11 protein-coding genes are annotated in these 17,168 nt (G+C 41.6%); 7 read left to right on the top strand and 4 right to left on the bottom strand.

Annotated features, from left to right (window positions below; all coding sequences use genetic code 11):
- The gene (locus tag PHAL_RS0100390; protein ID WP_016706412.1) at positions 1-756 is read left to right on the top strand and encodes a phytanoyl-CoA dioxygenase family protein; all 756 of its coding nucleotides are present in this window, start codon (positions 1-3) and stop codon (positions 754-756) included.
- Between the two features lie 7 nt (positions 757-763).
- On the opposite strand, the gene PHAL_RS0100385 is transcribed toward PHAL_RS0100390, so the two are convergent.
- Both PHAL_RS0100385 and PHAL_RS0100380 read right to left on the bottom strand, forming a co-directional pair.
- Positions 764-4,849 carry a DEAD/DEAH box helicase gene (locus tag PHAL_RS0100385; protein ID WP_016706411.1) on the bottom strand — a complete coding sequence of 1,362 codons (4,086 nt, stop codon included), beginning with the start codon at positions 4,847-4,849 and terminating at the stop codon, positions 764-766.
- 86 nt (positions 4,850-4,935) lie between these two features.
- A complete protein-coding gene (locus PHAL_RS0100380; protein WP_016706410.1) occupies positions 4,936-5,496 on the bottom strand; it encodes a hypothetical protein in 561 nt (186 codons plus the stop codon).
- A 190-nt stretch (positions 5,497-5,686) separates the two neighbouring features.
- Here PHAL_RS0100380 and arfB point away from each other — a divergent pair, with 190 nt between their 5' ends.
- Positions 5,687-6,100: an alternative ribosome rescue aminoacyl-tRNA hydrolase ArfB gene (gene arfB, locus PHAL_RS0100375; RefSeq protein WP_016706409.1), complete on the top strand. Its 414-nt coding sequence runs from the start codon at positions 5,687-5,689 to the stop codon at positions 6,098-6,100.
- A 30-nt stretch (positions 6,101-6,130) separates the two neighbouring features.
- Here the strand turns inward: arfB and hemH are convergent, their stop codons facing one another.
- Both hemH and PHAL_RS0100365 read right to left on the bottom strand, forming a co-directional pair.
- Entirely contained in the window at positions 6,131-7,150 is a 1,020-nt protein-coding gene (gene hemH, locus PHAL_RS0100370) for a ferrochelatase (protein ID WP_016706408.1), read from the bottom strand.
- 82 nt (positions 7,151-7,232) lie between these two features.
- Entirely contained in the window at positions 7,233-8,546 is a 1,314-nt protein-coding gene (locus PHAL_RS0100365) for an HD domain-containing phosphohydrolase (protein ID WP_016706407.1), read from the bottom strand.
- Between the two features lie 179 nt (positions 8,547-8,725).
- Between PHAL_RS0100365 and PHAL_RS0100360 the strand changes: the two genes are divergently transcribed.
- The 5 genes from PHAL_RS0100360 to PHAL_RS0100340 all read left to right on the top strand — a co-directional run bounded on the left by PHAL_RS0100360 (position 8,726) and on the right by PHAL_RS0100340 (position 17,146).
- Complete coding sequence (locus tag PHAL_RS0100360) at positions 8,726-9,682, top strand: sensor histidine kinase (RefSeq protein ID WP_029215949.1); 957 nt, start codon at positions 8,726-8,728, stop codon at positions 9,680-9,682.
- A gap of 68 nt (positions 9,683-9,750) precedes the next feature.
- Positions 9,751-10,401 (top strand): UPF0149 family protein, encoded by a 651-nt coding sequence (locus PHAL_RS0100355; protein WP_016706405.1) that lies wholly within the window; start codon positions 9,751-9,753, stop codon positions 10,399-10,401.
- A 287-nt stretch (positions 10,402-10,688) separates the two neighbouring features.
- Entirely contained in the window at positions 10,689-13,226 is a 2,538-nt protein-coding gene (locus PHAL_RS0100350; RefSeq protein WP_016706404.1) for a TonB-dependent receptor plug domain-containing protein, read from the top strand.
- A gap of 99 nt (positions 13,227-13,325) precedes the next feature.
- A complete protein-coding gene (arfA, locus tag PHAL_RS0100345) occupies positions 13,326-13,526 on the top strand; it encodes a ribosome alternative rescue factor ArfA (RefSeq protein ID WP_016706403.1) in 201 nt (66 codons plus the stop codon).
- Positions 13,527-13,975: 449 nt separating this feature from the next.
- Positions 13,976-17,146, top strand: a complete 3,171-nt coding sequence (locus tag PHAL_RS0100340) for a glycosyl hydrolase family 18 protein (protein ID WP_016706402.1) — start codon at positions 13,976-13,978, stop codon at positions 17,144-17,146.
- Positions 17,147-17,168: the final 22 nt, after the last annotated feature.

Below are 17,168 nucleotides of genomic sequence, written 5' to 3'. Positions count from 1 at the left end.
ATGATCAATACGCAATTTGAGCAACATGGCTTTTTTTATATTAAAGGTTTTTACACTGCTCGTGAGCTTGCGCAAGTGCATGAGGTGATCAATTGCTTTCATACACAATGGATTGCTGATAACCAACAGTTTTATCAAACTAAGGCGGTTAATAGTGCTTATTTGACGGCTAACACTTACTTAGATGATGCTCAACGACTGCTGTTGTTTAAATTTATCGCCAGTCATAAGTTGATGGCGCAAGTTGATTCAATTTTAGACCCAGCGGCATTTATGAATACCCAGTTATTTTTCAACCCAGTCAATCCTGAGCAAGAAAACTATTGGCATCGTGATATGCAGTACCATTTGAGTTTGCTTGAACAGCAAGCTGCGTTATCGGGGCCTGAGGTTATTCATTGTCGGGTGGCGCTTGAGGATGAACCCGGAATTGAGCTGGTGCCGGGCTCTCACCGTCGTTGGGATACCCCTGTTGAATTGGCGACGAGGTTATCTGAAAACGGGCACCACTCAAGTGATGATCTAGCCAGTGGCCAGATTATAGCAATGCAAGCGGGGGATTTACTGATTTTTTCAGCAAATATGATCCACCGTGGTTTATACGGTAAAGATCGCTTAGCGTTGGATATTTTGTTTTGTGAGCCTGAGCCACACGTGTTGCATTTTGTGCAAGATATTTGCCTGCCTAGTGCCAAAATGCTGAGCAGGCTTGAAGACGCCAGTGCTTTTGCGGTTACTTTGGCACACCAAGAATAATCTTACATTAAAGATCATTGTTGCTTAATAACGCCAGCAATTGGTCTTTCGATAGTTGCCCTGCATCGCCACTTCCTGCAAGTACTTTGTCTGCTAGTGCTTGTTTATGCTCATGCAATTGTAGGATTTTCTCTTCAATGGTGTTTTGTGCAATTAACCTATACACAGTGACAGGACGAGTTTGCCCTAAGCGGTGAGCGCGATCAGAGGCTTGCTGCTCTACCGCAGGGTTCCACCAGGGGTCTAAATGCAATACATAATCTGCGGCGGTTAAGTTAAGTCCAGTTCCGCCAGCTTTTAAGCTAATTAAAAATAACGGGGCATTGCCTGCCTGAAACTTATCGACTTGTTGTTTTCGTTTGCTGCTGCTCATACTGCCGTCAAGGTAGCAATATTCTATGCCGCGTTGTTGTAAGCGCTGTTCAACGAGTTTAAGTACATCAACAAACTGACTGAAGATCAGTGCTTGGTGATTATTCTCTAGTAACTCTGTAATTATTGCCTCTGCGGTGTCGAGTTTACTCGATGGTAACTTGCTGTGCTCTAACAGTAACTGTGGTGCAATACAGGCGCGGCGTAATTTAGTTAAAGACGCTAAGATAGTGATGTATTGGCTGTCTCCTTGCGACGCTTGTTCAAGTGCATTTAAGCGCGTTGCTTCGTAGAGCGCTTGTTCTTTATCGCTCAGTGCAAAGGTTAAATTTATTTCGGTTTTTTCTGGTAATTCGGTCAACACTGTTTGCTTAGTTCGACGCAAAATAAACGGTGCAATAAGGGTTTTTAACGTGTCGGCTTGCTGTTGATTTTTATCGGCATTGCCAAAACGCTTCTTAAATACGGGCAGCGTGTGCAAAAAGCCTGGCATTAAAAAGTTAAATAGACTCCACAGCTCCCCCAAGTGATTTTCTATAGGTGTGCCAGAGAGTGCGATTTTAAATTGCCCATTGAGTGCGTATGCTGCTTTGGCTCGTAAACTTAAGGGGTTTTTAATCGCTTGTGCTTCATCAAGCACTATATTTGCAAATGAAAACTGCGCGAGTTGCTCACCAATCAGTGGTAGTAAACCATAACTGACGATCACTAAGTCGTGTTTGCCTGCCGTTGCTAGAATGTCATCGCATGCGGTGGCGTTTTCAATGATTTTTACATGTAAGTCCGCAGCAAATCGCTCGGATTCGACTTTCCAGTTATGACATACTGATTTTGGCGCAACGACTAAACTGGCCCCTTGACTACTACGCATTTGTAACACGGTTAAGGTTTGCAGTGTTTTGCCCAGTCCCATGTCATCGGCTAAACAGGCATTGAGTCCCCAGTTTGCCAATTGCATTAACCAATTAACGCCTACTAGTTGGTAATCTCGCAGCACATTCACTAAGTGCACTGGTAAACTGGGCTCTATTGTTTGTTCAAACTTAGCTAAGCGAGTTTGCCAGCTATCACCAAATGTGACATCACCTAAATCGGCAATGGTTTTATGTAATGGTAAGGCGCGGGTATTGGCAATCCTTAACTCATCAGTTGGGCTATGCTTGTCAAGGTGTTGCATACCTTCTAAGCGGTTTAGCAAGTTAGTTAATCGTTGATCCAATAAAAGTGAGTTCCCTTCTGAAAACTCTAAAATACTGCCGCGTCGTGGGGTTTTGAGTAGTGTTTGCAATTCGTATACTTGGCCGCTAGGCAATGCAATGTTACCACTGACACTTAACCAGTCATTATCGTCATTTAAGTTAAGTGATAGGTGTTTGCTCTTTGCGACCTTCATGCCTTGACTATTTTCATCCCAGCTTAATAGTAAAGACTGCTGTTGTTGCGCAGTTTCAAGCAACTCTATTGCTTGGCTTATATCTTCTGGTAAGTAAAACTGTTGCAGTGACTTGTTGTAATGCGGCGCTTGTCGATCTGCAAAGATCCCAGCCATATTTTTTAAGAGTTTTCGTAGTGCTTTTTGCTCTGCTTTTAAGTCGCGTTTGATAACAATGCTGTCGGATTGCTCATCCACACTGTGTGCTAATGTTACTGCACCTACCCCAGGTTGGAGCCAAGGGCCATCAACACCAATTGGCATAATATAAAAATTAACATTAATACCTAACTGAGTGAGTGAAATCACAGCGGCGATGTCACAAAGGCCTTGGCGTACGTTATTAATATGGGCAAATTCAGTTCGTTGGCTACTTATATGGTGCTCGTTGGCCAGTACTTGTAAAGCAGTATTAAGTTGCGGCAACCTTTCTTCAGTTAGGTTGTTAGGTTGTTGTTCAAGTAATTGTTGTAATTTTAGTTGTTTATCATCAAAAGTGAAAACCTGATAACAGTGAGCATGGCTATGTAGTAGTAAAAAATCACAATCCACATCAAGGATATTCGGTTGCATCACAAGGCGGTAGCAATCGTTGATGTCTTGTGCAATTTCTATAACAAACTCACCTTTAATTAGGCTCAGTGGTTGGGCGTTATGATCTTCAAGCCCTTTAAAGCCAATCAATGCTTGCAATACTGCACCCGTTGCCTGTATATCATTATAGCCAAACCCAGCGTGGTTATTGAGTACTTGAATTAACTGTCGGTCGGCACTTGTTAATGCGTCTTCATATTGGCTGTAAATCAGTTCATGGGCATTTACTTTACGGCCTTTGGTCCACTCGCCTTTGGTATTGAGTTGTTGCACTTTAGCTTGAATAATCGGTAAATCTAAATGCGTGACATCCAATTGCCAAATTATGCGTTGCTGGCAAGTCGGGGTGTTTATTTGACTAATTTCATCAAGCCAACGTTGCCATTGCGGTACACGGGTAAAATGCTGCAGCAGCCCGCTACTAGGCAGTGCAGTATCATCACTAAGCCAATTAACAAGGTGCATACATTGTGTTGCTAACCAGTGTTGTTGGCGACTTACGGTGCTTTTAAGTTGTGTTAATAGCGCAGTTTCACCTCGGAGCTGGTTTATTTGCTCGTCTGTGGCGTTTTTAATAATCGCTAGTAATAAGCAAAATAAAGGTGCCAATGCATTAGGGTTATTAAGCAAATAATGTAAGCTACTGACTAGGCGATGATGTTGATAATGAGCTAAGTCTTCTTCAAGCAGATAATCGATAGCTTGGCTGGCATGACTTAATTCTCCAAGGTTTTTTTTGTACCACTTATTGCAGGTGTTGAGCTGTTTAAGATCAGCAGCACTCCCGCTGATAAATAAGCAAAGCGAATACAATAACCCGCTCAGTTCAGCTGGATATATTCCTTTTCCGAATAGCTTTCTAAATGCTGTTAATGCACTTTTATATTGTATAAGTGCGACATCAATACAATTACCCTTAATGGCATTGGTATTTGCCTCAACAAAGGTGGCTAACACACGATCCCGTTTGTCATCGAGCAATTGCGCAAAGTGATTATCTTGTAATAGAAGGGCTAAGTTTTCATTTAGGTAAATGCGTGTTCTAGTTAGAAGTGCAGGACTTGCTTGGCTAACAAGTGTGGGCCAAGCCGGCTCTTCGCTAAGGTTAAAAAACTGCCCACTAATAAAGTTTTCTAAACATAATTGTTGCCATTGTGTGGGTAAGCAGTGCCACACTTGACTGCTATATTGTGACTGCGCGAGTAAATTAATAAATTTAAAATCAATTTCTTTTGATAAATCAATGGGGGAGTGAGGCTCCCCACTTCGTTCTCGGCGAATGTAATCAAATAGTACTTGCAAGAAATCGCAATGGCTATCGTAGTAAAAACAGCGTTGTGTTGCTTCTGTAACAAATGCATTTAATAAGTTAGGCAGCTGGCAAACATTAACAACGACATGGGCAATAGCGTTGATTGAGATACGAAAGCTATTTCCATATGGCAATTTCCAAATGAGATCGTCTGCTTCGAGCTGTTTCGTGTATTTGCTTACTTCTGCCAGAGAAAATGAGTAACCTTTCTTAATATGGTTGAAGAGGCGCTTGGTGATTTGCTGAGTAGAATTATTATAGCCGTTTGATGCACGACTGATTATAAGTGCAAGTAGTACGCACAATTGCTTTTTTTGGTCGTCAGTTGTAGCGTGTGGCAGAGCGTTAAGTGGCATAAAATCAATAATTAAAGTGGCTAGCAATTACTGCCAGTATAAGTTTCAGCTATGTTAGTTACAACCAATAAAAAAGCGACTCAAGGTCGCTTTTTTATTGGTAGCAGTGGTTATTATTGTACCATTGCAAATAGTTTTTGCAGTTGTGGCATGTATTCTTTCACTAGGTTTAAATTGTTTTCGCTCACAACAGGTGCGTCTGTACTTGCAGCATTTGCTGAATTAGCGACCGAGCCTAGCATTGAGCTGGCACTTTTATCTTTTGAGCCACTCATACTTTGTAAGCCACCCATCAGCTGATTTACTTTTTCTTTATTTTCTGGTGATAGGTTACCCTTGATGTTTTCAAAGTAAGCCATTGATACTTCTGTGCCTACAGAAATAAGTTGCTCAGGAGTAAAACCATATTTATTCGTTAATGCCGCAAACTCTTTGTATAAATCGTTATCTTTGATCATACCAAGCGCGCCTAATGCCATTGCGCCAGTGCCGCCTTCAGAGCCACCTAACATGCTACCTAGATCCATGCTTTTTAAAGAATCTTGATTTTGTGACCAGTCAACGACTGCAGGCAGTGCTTTCATATACCCTTGCAGATCACTTTCGGTGATGTCTATCGCCAAGCTTGAAAAGCTCATAGCTAATAAGCTGATTGATAATAATAATTTTTTCATAGTTAGATCCTTTGTTTATTCCCGTTATTGCATTAAAGATTAAATATAGCCTAAAAAACTGAGTTACCTGAATTCAGGTTAAGTATAGTGTAAACGTTTAATATAGCTTTAGCCGCTATTTATATTAGCCTATTTTGGTCTGTATGCTGCAAATGCTATAATGCATTTTTGCCAAATGTAACTGAATCTAATGTTAATTATTTCAAACGCTGTAACAATTGATGAGTGGGAAGTGGAGCTCAGTGCTATTCGTGCGCAAGGGGCTGGTGGGCAAAACGTTAATAAAGTAGCCAGTGCGATCCACTTGCGATTTGATATTAACCGCTCAAAACTTCCTGAGTTTTATAAGGAACGCTTACTGGCGCTGAATGATAGCCGTATTACAAAAGAGGGGGTGATTGTGCTTAAAGCGCAAAGTCACCGTACTCAAGAGTTAAACAGAGAAGATGCACTTGCACGCTTAAAAGAGTTGATTGTCTCGGCTACTAAAGTACAAAGGGCACGTCGTGCCACCAAGCCCAGCCGAAGTTCACAGCGTAAACGCATGGATAAAAAAACCAAGCATGGTAATACCAAGGCATTACGAGGAAGTGTTAAATTTTGAGTAGGCATTAGCTAATGCCTACTCAGGGTGTTATAGCATCGGTTTTAGCACATCAACTAGTGCGTTAATATGATCGTCCCGATCATTTAGTGCTGCAATATAACGGTATTTTTCGCCGCCAGCATGTTCAAATATTTCACGGTTTTCTGTTTCTAGCTCTTCCAGTGTTTCAAGGCAGTCAGCGCTAAAAGCTGGGCTGATGATAGCCACATCTTTAATACCTTGAGCAGGAAAACTTTCTAACGTGGCATCAGTATACGGTTTGAGCCATTCGGCTTTGCCAAAACGGCTTTGGAAAGTGCTCACGACCAAGTCTTTATCGAGTCCGAGTTTTTCGATTACTAAACGAGTGGTTTGCAGGCATAAGCAATAGTATGGATCGCCGCGCTCTAAAAACAATTTAGGCATGCCATGATACGAGAACACGATTTTTTGTGGGGTGCCGTTGGTTTGTAAGTCTTCACTTATGCTGTTAGCTAGCGACTCTATATAAGCTGTATTTTTATGATAGCCATTTATAAAATGTAGCTCAGGCACCCAGCGCCACGTCCGTAGCACTTTTGATACCGCATCGAAAGTTGAGCCAGTTGTAGGGCTTGAGTATTGCGGATATAAAGGCAGTACAACAATCCGCGTGAAGCCTCTTTCGCGTAGTTCTTCTAAACCTGCTTTAATCGATGGATTACCATAGCGCATCGCCATTACGACTTCAGTATTTTCATAGCCTTGGCTTTTTAGGTGAGCACCGAGTTTGTCACGTTGTAGGCGCGTAATATGAGTTAAAGGTGAGCCATTTTCAGTCCAGATACTTTCATATAATTTGGCTGAGCGCTTAGGACGTACGCGCAAAATAATACCGTGCAGGATAATCATCCAGACTAAGCGGGGGATCTCGACAATGCGTGGATCGGATAAAAATTCTTTTAAGTAACGACGTAACGCTTTTGCTGTGGGTGCATCTGGGCTCCCTAAGTTGGTCAGTAAAATGCCTGTTTTTTGATGAAAACGCTGATCATGAGGGTTATCGGTAACGGCTGAAAATCGCGACACAGATTGCTCCTTAAAGCAAAGAACGAATAAATTTAATAATGCTATTGTAACGAATGCGAGATTAAATAGGATCACTAAATCGTTATGATTTGATCATGATCCTAAATGGGGAAGGTTTTTTAGCTTCCAGCTGTTGCAGTTTTTCGATCGACTTGGCACTAAAAATATGGCCTTTTGGTAGTAACATAATACCGCTATGGCTATGTAAAGCATGGCCTAACTCCATATTTACAGCGAGCTGTTGTGCTGAGATGATTTGCATGGAGCCGACTTTTGATTGTTGCTTTATACACTTGACGCTACATTCGGTTAAAGCGCGTACTAATTTGGGGTGGTAGTAGGCTCCACTAAATTGCGTGACCGTTTCTAAAGCATGTTGGTGCTTTTTAGCCTCTGTTTGTTGGCATTGTTCATACGCATCCCAATAATCACGTGCTAAAGCAAGGATCATAGCACTTAGTGGGATCTCATTACCTTTCAGTCCTTTTGGCAGGCCATTGCCATTATAATGTTCGTATTGATGATAAATGGCATCGGATACATCGTGTAAATGAGTCGCGGGCATTAACATCAATTGCGCTGTACTAGGGTGAGTGTAATAGCGCTTGCGTTGTTGTTCGCTCAGTTCATGTAAAGGATGTTCATATAGTTGCGGATCCATCGCTAGTAAGCCAATTTGCGCTAAATAACCTGCCATAGCGGCCATTTCGATATTTTTCTCGGGAAGCTGCAGTTGTTTTGCTATTTGCGTGCAAGTATTCGCTATATTCTCTGCTTTGGTGCCGTCTAAATAAGGGTTGGCATTTATAAAGTTATACAGTAATTCAACCGTAGAGCGGTGCTCATTCTTTTCGCTGGCGTTAGCGATTTCGAGCTGTTTCAGCACTTGTTTGATCTGCTTAGTGCGTTTTTCGACGCGTTGCTCTAGTGAGTTATTGAGTTCTTTTAAAGCGATATTCTGAGTATTGATTTGCTGTTGCAATGCGTGATTTTGTTTTTTTAATTGGTACTTCTCCATACTATCGATAATACAGCTGAGTAATAAGTCATTTTGCCACGGCTTTTGCATATAACCATGAATTTGCCCATCGTTTACGGCGGCAAGTGTGGTGTCTATATCTGCAAAGCCGGTTAATAAAATGCGTTGTGTGTCAGGGGCAAGCTGCTTGGCTTGCTGGAAGAATTGCGCCCCATTAATTTTTGGCATTCGCATATCGCAAATGATCACTTCAAACTGATGTTGTTTTACAAGTGCTAATGCTTCTATAGGGCAACTGCATGTTAAGGCGTTGATCTGGTGATTTTTTAATAACCGCGATAACGAGCGCAGGACAATTTCATCATCATCAACACATAATATTTGTTTTGTTTGTGATTGATTCGTTGTTAGCTCCACAGCAGCCTCGCAAAGTTAAAGGTTATTATTAACCATAGCCTGTTGCTGCGCGTTTTTCGAATTAAAGCGAATAAGGAGAAACTATGCTAGTTTTAGTGCATTAGTGAGTAATGTTACTCACACCAAATAAGTATGCTGTTACGTGCGAATTATCTGCGCGAGGGATGGAGCAATTCATTATGACACCACCACCGAGTAATTACCGAGAGGCGTTTTTACGCGAGCAGGCGGCTCGGCAGCAGGCGGAGCAATTACTTGCAGATAAAAGCCGAGTGCTGGTTGCGTTAAATCAAGAGCTGCAAAAAAAAGTTGCGGCGTTAGAGCATCAACATGGATTGTTTGTGCAAGCTGAAAAAATGGCGACTTTAGGCACGTTGTGTGCAGGAGTTGCTCATGAGATCAATAACCCACTCGCTTATGCGATGAGCAACATTGAAAGTTTGCATAGCAGTAATTGCACGGTTTACCGTTTACTTGAAATTAATCAATTGTTTTTAGAAGGCGCTTTAAGTGAGCGTGAGTTAATGACCCAGTTAAACGTGTTGAGTGAATCGCAGTCATTACATGGTTTGCGTGATGATATTCAAGAATTATTAGCCGATAGCAGTCAAGGGCTGAGGCGAATAAATCAAACGGTGCGTAATTTGCTGGATTTTGCTCGACCCAAAGATAATGAAAAGCAACTAGCAGATATGACAGATGCGGTAAAAAACGCAGTGAAATTATTGTCAAATCAATTAGGTAACTGTGAGGTTAACTGTGACTATCAACCATTACCAATGACGTGGTGTAACTTAGCCGCGATTAATCAAGTGATGGTCAATTTATTAATTAATGCCAAACATGCATGTGATGACCTTATTGATATTCAATCAAAAATAATGGTTACAGTGGCATTTATCAATCAACAAATATGTATTACCGTAGGGGATAATGGTTGCGGCATGAGTGAGCATGTAAAAGCACATATTTTTGATCCATTCTTTACGACAAAGCCAGTTGGCACGGGCACAGGAATGGGCATGACCTTAGTGTATGCCATGGTTCATGATCATCAAGGGGTGATTGAAATTGATAGCCAACAAGGACGAGGCACACAGATTGCGTGTCATTTCCCAATTCTAAGACTCGAATAATTTGCTTTTAAAAAAACCAATAGTTGGTTAGTGTATAAACAAATTGAATAACGACCTGAGGGTGAATAATGCTTAATGAAAAAAGTATATTAGTTTTGAGTGACTATTTAAGTCAGCACCCTGAATTAAAAGTGGTGAGCACTGACAGTGTAATTGGCTTTATTAGTGGTTTATTGGCGTGCTCAGAGTTTTATGGCGAGTCAGAAATAGCAAATTACATTGCTGATAAAAATGATCCTATTTATACCCACTTAATGACAGGCTCAGCTGAACATGAGGCGATGATCACGTTATTGGATAATGTGACCGAGGCACAAGTGGCGCAGCAGCATTTATTAAGCGTGATTTATCCTCATGGCGATGATGCTAAAGCCCCGAGTGAGCAGTTGCAGCAATGGTGTGTTGGGTATTTAGCAGCCTATATGGTTAACCAAGAGGTGTGGCAAAGTGATTTTGGCTTTTTATTAACCGCAGATAAACAGCAAGTTGCAAATCAAGCGGATGGGCAGCTGTTTATTGATAATTTTGAAGCCACCTTAAACTTATTGGCAAGCATTGCAATGTGGCCTGATACGATTAAAGAACACCCAGATCCAGCGCAACTGAGTGATGGCTTTCCTCTGCTTTATAAAGGATTGGATGAAAGCTTAACGAGTATTGCATCTATGGCATTGATGCTTGAAGATGAAAAGTTAGCGCTTTGGGAAGAAGAGGGCTGAGCCCTGACTGTTATATCGCGGACTACACTATTTTAACAATTAGCATGATTTGAATAATCATGCTTTTTTTTGTCTAAAATTCAATCAAAATTGTCTTTTATTATAAAAATTGGCTAATTTTTGCATATTTAGACTATTGTTGTAGTTAAATATGTTTCTTTTTTAATACATATGTTGCTAGGATGTTTGCCATAGCGTTAGCTTTGTTAATAACGCTCAGACAATTATAATTTTTAAGTATTCTTTGCTTGCTACAGCAAGTAATGAGTCAACAGGGTCGAACACACATGACAACACTTCGTTTAAATACATTGGCTATTGCCGTCGGGCTTGCATTTAGTAGCTCAACTGTTTTTGCTGAGCAAGCACAGGTTCAAGCAGAAAAAAATATAGAACAAATTTCCGTTTTAGGTTCGCGGGTCTCTAACCGTACAGCCACCGAATCATCATCGCCGATTGATTTAATTGATGCAGATACCCTAAATAAAGGCGGCTTTACTGAGCTTGGCCAAAGCCTGCAAGCAACAGCACCGTCGTTTAACTTTTCTCGTACACAAGTGTCTGATGGCTCAGATTTATTTCGCCCAGCAACGTTACGCGGCTTACAACCGGATCAAACCTTAGTGTTGGTTAATGGCAAACGACGTCATAATCAATCTATTTTTGGTCTGGTGGGCACCGTAGGTGCTGGGGCTGCAGGTACTGATATGAATGCCATTCCATTATCTGCACTTAAAGGCGTGGAAGTATTGCGCGATGGCGCTGCTGCGCAATATGGTTCAGATGCTATTGCTGGGGTAATTAACTTATCATTAAATGATTCAACAGGGGTCACAACCGGTTATGTGCAAGCCGGCAGTACTGGTGAGGGGGACGGTGATACGGTATCAATGGGCTTAAATCGTGGTTTTGATTTAGGTGATGAAGGCGGCTTCATTAACCTCTCCCTTGAATTTCGTGATGCTGATGGTACTAACCGTGCCGAGCGTGATATTGGTGGCTCGGTTGATGTGCCGTATGGTACTTTGTCTGAAGATGTGCGTTGGGGACAGGGGAATTCTGAAAGTGAATTTACCTCACTGTTTTACAATATGTCATTGCCAATGGGCGCGACTGAACTTTACTCATTTGGTGGCTACTCTGAGCGTACAGCTCTGGGTAACGGCTTTTATCGTAACTTTGATCAAGCCAGCAAGAATGTAACGCAAGTATATAGCGATGGTTTTTTACCACGAATTTATAACGAAGCGCAGGACATTTCGCTCGCATTAGGTGTTAAGGGTGAGATAAATGCTGACTGGGGCTACGATGTATCTGCGGTATACGGTGAAAACCAATATGATTTTACTTCTCGCAATACCATTAATGCTTCTTATGCTGCAGAGTATGTAGCGAATAACCCTAGTGCAAGTGATGCTGATATTGTTGTAAACTCAGGCCCTAATGGCGGTTACTCGGGTGGCTTTAGGTTTGATCAAACCACAGTTAATGCTGATATTAATGGCATTATTGATATAGGCCGCAGTGAACCTATTTATCTGTCATTCGGCGCAGAGTACCGTAAAGAAAATTACCAAATAGTACCAGGTGAAGAAGCATCGTATGCTTGTGGTTTAGCTAATATGGATACTTCCTACCCATCGGTGAACGATCCTAGCCAATTTGCCGAGTGTGGATTTCAAGCATACAATGGGTTAAGGCCGGAAGCGTCTAATAAGCAAAGCCGTGATAGCTACGCACTTTATATTGATGCAGAAACCATGCTGACAGACGCCTGGAATGTGAGTGCAGCGATGCGTTATGAAGATTTCTCTGATGCGGGAGATGACTTAATTGGTAAGCTTGCTTCTCGTTATGAATTTAATGATGACTTTGCTATTCGTGGTGCAGTATCAACGGGCTTCAGGGCGCCTTCACTACAACAAAGTGCTTACACAGCTTATACCACTAATTTAGGCGCTGGTGGCGTACTGGAACAATCATTTATTGCCACTTCTGGATCTGCTTTTCCTGTGGCGCTGGGGGTAGAAAGCTTAAAGCTGGAAAGCTCTGAAAACCTTAGCTTTGGTTTTGTTTATGATGTAAGTAGCGAGTTATCACTGACTGTTGATTTTTACCATACCGCAATTAAAGATCGCATTACTTTAGGGAGTTTCTTATCAGCAAGTGACGTGGCGTTCAGCCCTGCAGCGGTGGCTGCATTAGCTGAAACAGGCGCTGATCAAGCGGCATACTTCTCAAACTCAGTAGATTCAACCACGCAAGGGGTTGATATTATCGCTTCTTATCGCACTGATCTGTATGACGGTAGTTTCTCGGCGACGTTTGCTGGGAATTTAAATAGCACTAAGATTGATAATGTAAATACACCTGCTGGGATCCCAGAAAATATTGCTTTAGATGATATTCAGCGTAGCTTTTTAACGGATGGCCAGCCAGGAGAGCGTGGTACACTGACATTTGATTATGAACGTGATGCAATGAGCGCCATGCTGCGCTTTAACTACTTTGGTAAAACAGATGTTAAGTACTTTGGTAATGACCATATTGGTTTACCAGATGAGCTTTCACCAACTGGTGAGTTTAAAGATACCAGTGTGGTTGAATCTGCGGTGTTAGTTGACGTTAATTTTGGTTATCAGCTTACAGAGTCACTAACATTGAATGTTGGTGTGGATAACTTATTTGATGTCACGCCTGATGAACTTGGTGAAGACGAAGTATTAGATTTCATTACAAATCAAGGTTTTAAATACCCAGTTAGAGCCCTGCCATATGGCTTTGATGGTATGACTTACTACGCAAAAGTCAGCTTTAGTTTCTAAACTTTTAAAGCCCGCAACAATGCGGGCTTTTTTATTAAAACTACTTGTATTTTTAACAAGCAGGCATACAATTGCGATACTTTTTAAAGAGGAAATAAAATGAGTAAACGTCGTTCTAAAGTGGCTAAATCTACTGCGTTGGTAGATACAGGCCGAGGTATTATTCGTGACAACGCATTGGCAGCACTGGTTACATCTAAAATTTTTAAACCACAAGTTGTACAGGCGAAAAAAGGGAAAGGCGCATACAAGCGTAACCAAAAACATTCAGGACAAGAGTCCTATTTAATTGCTGCTTAATCAAGCTGTGATCAAATAGGGCTTTTGAGTTTTTTACAAAAATAGCAAGCTCGTCAATTTTAACAAAACCTCGCTTAGATAATTTTTTTCTATGCGGAGTTTTGTAGTTATATAGCCCACAACTTTTTTATTTCCATTCATTTTCACTTCACTTTACGTTCCCGTAAAAGGGCTGCGTAGCGCTAAAATACTCATCCTTATTGCTGTAACTATAAATTAACCTTGCGTTCATGTTTTATATGCGAAATTACCCATTCTTTACACGGAAGTGATTTTTGTTAATGATAAATAGCTATTAAATTGTTTGTTTTTAGTTGTTTTTTATTAGTGAAATACCTGTTTTTTATACTGTCAGTGTTTAAATTAAGTTGACGTGTATGGAAACTATGGTAGTTTTAAAAACGAATTGTAAAATTAATGTTATATTTTAACCCTGGGCGGAGGAGCTGATGAGCTCACAAATGATAATAAAAAATGCGTTTAAACTAAGTGCTCTGTCACTTAGTTTTGTAGGCCTAAGTGCGCATGCGGCTGTAGATTGCAGTGTATTAACGCAGTGGCAGGCGGGTCAAACCCATACAGGTGGTAGCCAAGTACAAGCACAAAATAGTGCGTATGAGGCTAAGTGGTGGACACAATCAAATCCGGTGGACAATGCTGGTCAATACCAAGAGTGGAAACTTTTGGGTGTTTGTGACAGCGCTGTCACAGAAAACCAAGTACCAGTTGTTACTGTGTTGACACCAGCGAATAATTCTTTATTTAACGATAAAGACAGCGTTGTCATATCTGCGCAAGCAACGGATGCCGATGGTACTGTTGCAGCCGTTGAGTTTTTTGTTGACGGTACTTCTATTGCGATTGATAACAGTGCGCCGTTTAGCACTAACTGGCAGGCTGTGACGGGGTCACATCAGATCAGTGCTGTTGCGACGGATGATAAAGGTGCGACATCAACACCAGTGCTCAATACAATCAGTGTGTCAGATGTTGTTGATCCTGTTAATCAAGCGCCAGTGGCATCAATTTCGTTTAGCACATTACCTGATCAGCTTATTGTTGGCTCACAAGTGGTATTTGCACTGTCAGGCAGTGATAGCGATGGACAAGTAACATCACTAAGCTTTGCTGCTAATGGTGTTGATGTGCATCAAGCGAGCTCTGCATCAAGTAGTTACGCGTGGCAAGCAACTGCTTTAGGTCAGGCAACCTTTACGTTAACGGTAACGGATAACGAAGGTGCAACAGCGCAAACGACCAAGGTATTGACTGTAATTGAAGAAAATACCGGTCCTATCACTGGCACTGACTGTCGCCCGCAAGGACTTTATCAAACTCCGGGTGTGAATACTCCGTATTGTACAGTATATGATGCTGATGGTCGTGAGATCATGGGTGCAGATCATCCGCGTCGTGTTATTGGTTACTTCACTAGCTGGCGAAATGGCGCAAATGGTCAACCTAGTTACTTAGTGAATGATATTCCATGGGATAAAATTACTCATATTAATTATGCGTTTGCTCATGTTGATGCCAATAATAAAGTGTCAATCGGGGATCCAAATGCGGCGAACAACCCTGCTACAAACATGGAATGGCCTGGTGTTGTTGGCGCAGAAATGGACCCTGAGTTTGCCTATAAAGGTCACTTCAACCTATTAAATAAATATAAAAAACAGCATCCGCATGTAAAAACATTGGTATCTGTTGGTGGCTGGGCTGAAACTGGCGGATATTTTGATGAAACTGGCCGTGTTGAAAGCGGTGGTTTTTATACAATGACCACTAACGCTGATGGCTCTGTTAACCATGCCGGTATTAATGCTTTTGCAAAAAGCTCGGTTGAGTTTATAGAAAAGTATGGTTTTGACGGTGTTGATATTGATTATGAATACCCGTCGTCAATGAATGACTCAGGCCATCCTGATGATTTTCCTATTTCAAATGCACGTCGTGCAGGCTTGAATGCATCGTATCAAGTATTAATGAAAAAGCTTCGTGAAGAATTAGATATTGCCGGCGAAGCAGCTGGTAAACACTATTTATTAACGATTGCGTCTCCGTCATCAGGTTATTTACTCCGTGGTATGGAAACATTCCAAACAGTTAAGTACCTAGATTACGTCAACATTATGTCTTACGACTTACACGGTGCATGGAACTCACATGTTGGCCACAATGCAGCTTTATTTGATACCGGCTTAGATTCAGAGCTTGCTCAGTGGAACGTATACGGTACTAAAGAGTTTGAAGGGATTGGTTATTTAAATACTGATTGGGCTGTGCGCTACTTCCGTGGTGCGATGTCTGCGGGTCGAATCAATATCGGCTTACCTTATTACACGCGTGGTTTTAAAGATGTAAGTGGCGGTACTAATGGTCTGTGGGGCCAAGCTGCATTACCAAATCAAGCAGATTGTGCTAAAGGTACAGGCGTTGGTGAGAAGAATAAATGCGGCAATGGCGCACTCGGTATTGATAACCTTTGGCACGATAAAAACGATGCTGGTCAAGAAATGCCTGCGGGTTCTAATCCATTATGGCATGTGAAGAACCTTGAAAACGGTATTGTTGGTTCGTATTTGGGGGTTTATGGTTTAACGCCAGATACAGATCCTGATGATCAGCTTACAGGCACTTATACGCGTCATTATGACAGCGTTGCTGTTGCACCTTGGTTATGGAATGCACAGAAAAAAGTATTCTTATCAATTGAAGATGAAGAATCGATGGCAACTAAAGTTGATTACGTCATTAACAATGGTCTTGGCGGTATCATGTTCTGGGAGCTTGCAGGTGACTTTGATTATGACTCTGTTAAAGGCGAGTACTTCATGGGTTCTACTTTAACCTCACTTGCTTATGACAAGTTTAACCAAAGTGGTGTGGCGTATGATGTGCATGGCGGCAATCCTAACTTTGTTGTTCCAGCTGAAGCGGTTGATATTACCTTTGAAGCGAAAGACTTCCCAATTGGCGATGATAACTACCCAATTAGCCCAACCTTTGCGTTTACAAATAACTCAGGCCTTGATTTAAGCGGTGCGAAAATCTCATTTGATGTGCCTGTATCAACCTCGGCTATTTTTAAATCAAATTGGAATGCGCAAGAAAAACTGGGTATGGCGGTGGAAGTAAGTGGTTCGAATGCGGCAGGTAACAACATTGGTGGTTTTGAGAATGAGTTCCATCGCTTCTCAATCACACTTAACAATGAGTGGGGCGGTCAGCCAAAAGACTTCAGTGCTGGTAAAACAGTAAATGCACAAGTGATGTACTACATGCCAATTACCGGCCCAAGTAACTTCACTATTGAAAAAGATGGCAAAGTTTACGCATTCAAATCTGAGTATCCGCAATTACCTGAGGGTACAACTGGTGGTGGTAATACTACGGATCCAGGTACTGGTGGTGGCGACACGTCAGGCACATGTGAAGGCGTAGCAGTTACTGCAATTGCTGTTTATCCACACTTCCCACAAACAGATTGGGCTGGCAATCCAAGTCATGCCACAGGTGGTGACTTAATGGTTCATAACAACGCTGTTTATAAAGCGAAGTGGTGGACAAGTTCAGAGCCGGGTACAACGGCTGATTGGACAAAGAGTTGTAGCTTGTAAATCACAATAACAATAAGGGGTA

Origin of the sequence: Pseudoalteromonas haloplanktis ATCC 14393 (assembly GCF_000238355.1) — a bacterium.
GTDB lineage: Bacteria > Pseudomonadota > Gammaproteobacteria > Enterobacterales > Alteromonadaceae > Pseudoalteromonas > Pseudoalteromonas haloplanktis.
Note: the sequence above shows the minus strand (reverse complement) of the source record. Positions and strands in the feature narration are given on the sequence as shown.

Excerpts from the sequence above, each read along its gene's own strand:
- PHAL_RS0100390 (WP_016706412.1), top strand. The coding sequence starts at position 1 with ATGATCAATACGCAATTTGAGCAACATGGCTTTTTTTATATTAAAGGT.
- PHAL_RS0100380 (WP_016706410.1), bottom strand. The coding sequence starts at position 5,496 with ATGAAAAAATTATTATTATCAATCAGCTTATTAGCTATGAGCTTTTCA.
- arfB (WP_016706409.1), top strand. The coding sequence starts at position 5,687 with ATGTTAATTATTTCAAACGCTGTAACAATTGATGAGTGGGAAGTGGAG.
- PHAL_RS0100360 (WP_029215949.1), top strand. The coding sequence starts at position 8,726 with ATGACACCACCACCGAGTAATTACCGAGAGGCGTTTTTACGCGAGCAG.
- PHAL_RS0100355 (WP_016706405.1), top strand. The coding sequence starts at position 9,751 with ATGCTTAATGAAAAAAGTATATTAGTTTTGAGTGACTATTTAAGTCAG.
- PHAL_RS0100350 (WP_016706404.1), top strand. The coding sequence starts at position 10,689 with ATGACAACACTTCGTTTAAATACATTGGCTATTGCCGTCGGGCTTGCA.
- arfA (WP_016706403.1), top strand. The coding sequence starts at position 13,326 with ATGAGTAAACGTCGTTCTAAAGTGGCTAAATCTACTGCGTTGGTAGAT.
- PHAL_RS0100340 (WP_016706402.1), top strand. The coding sequence starts at position 13,976 with ATGAGCTCACAAATGATAATAAAAAATGCGTTTAAACTAAGTGCTCTG.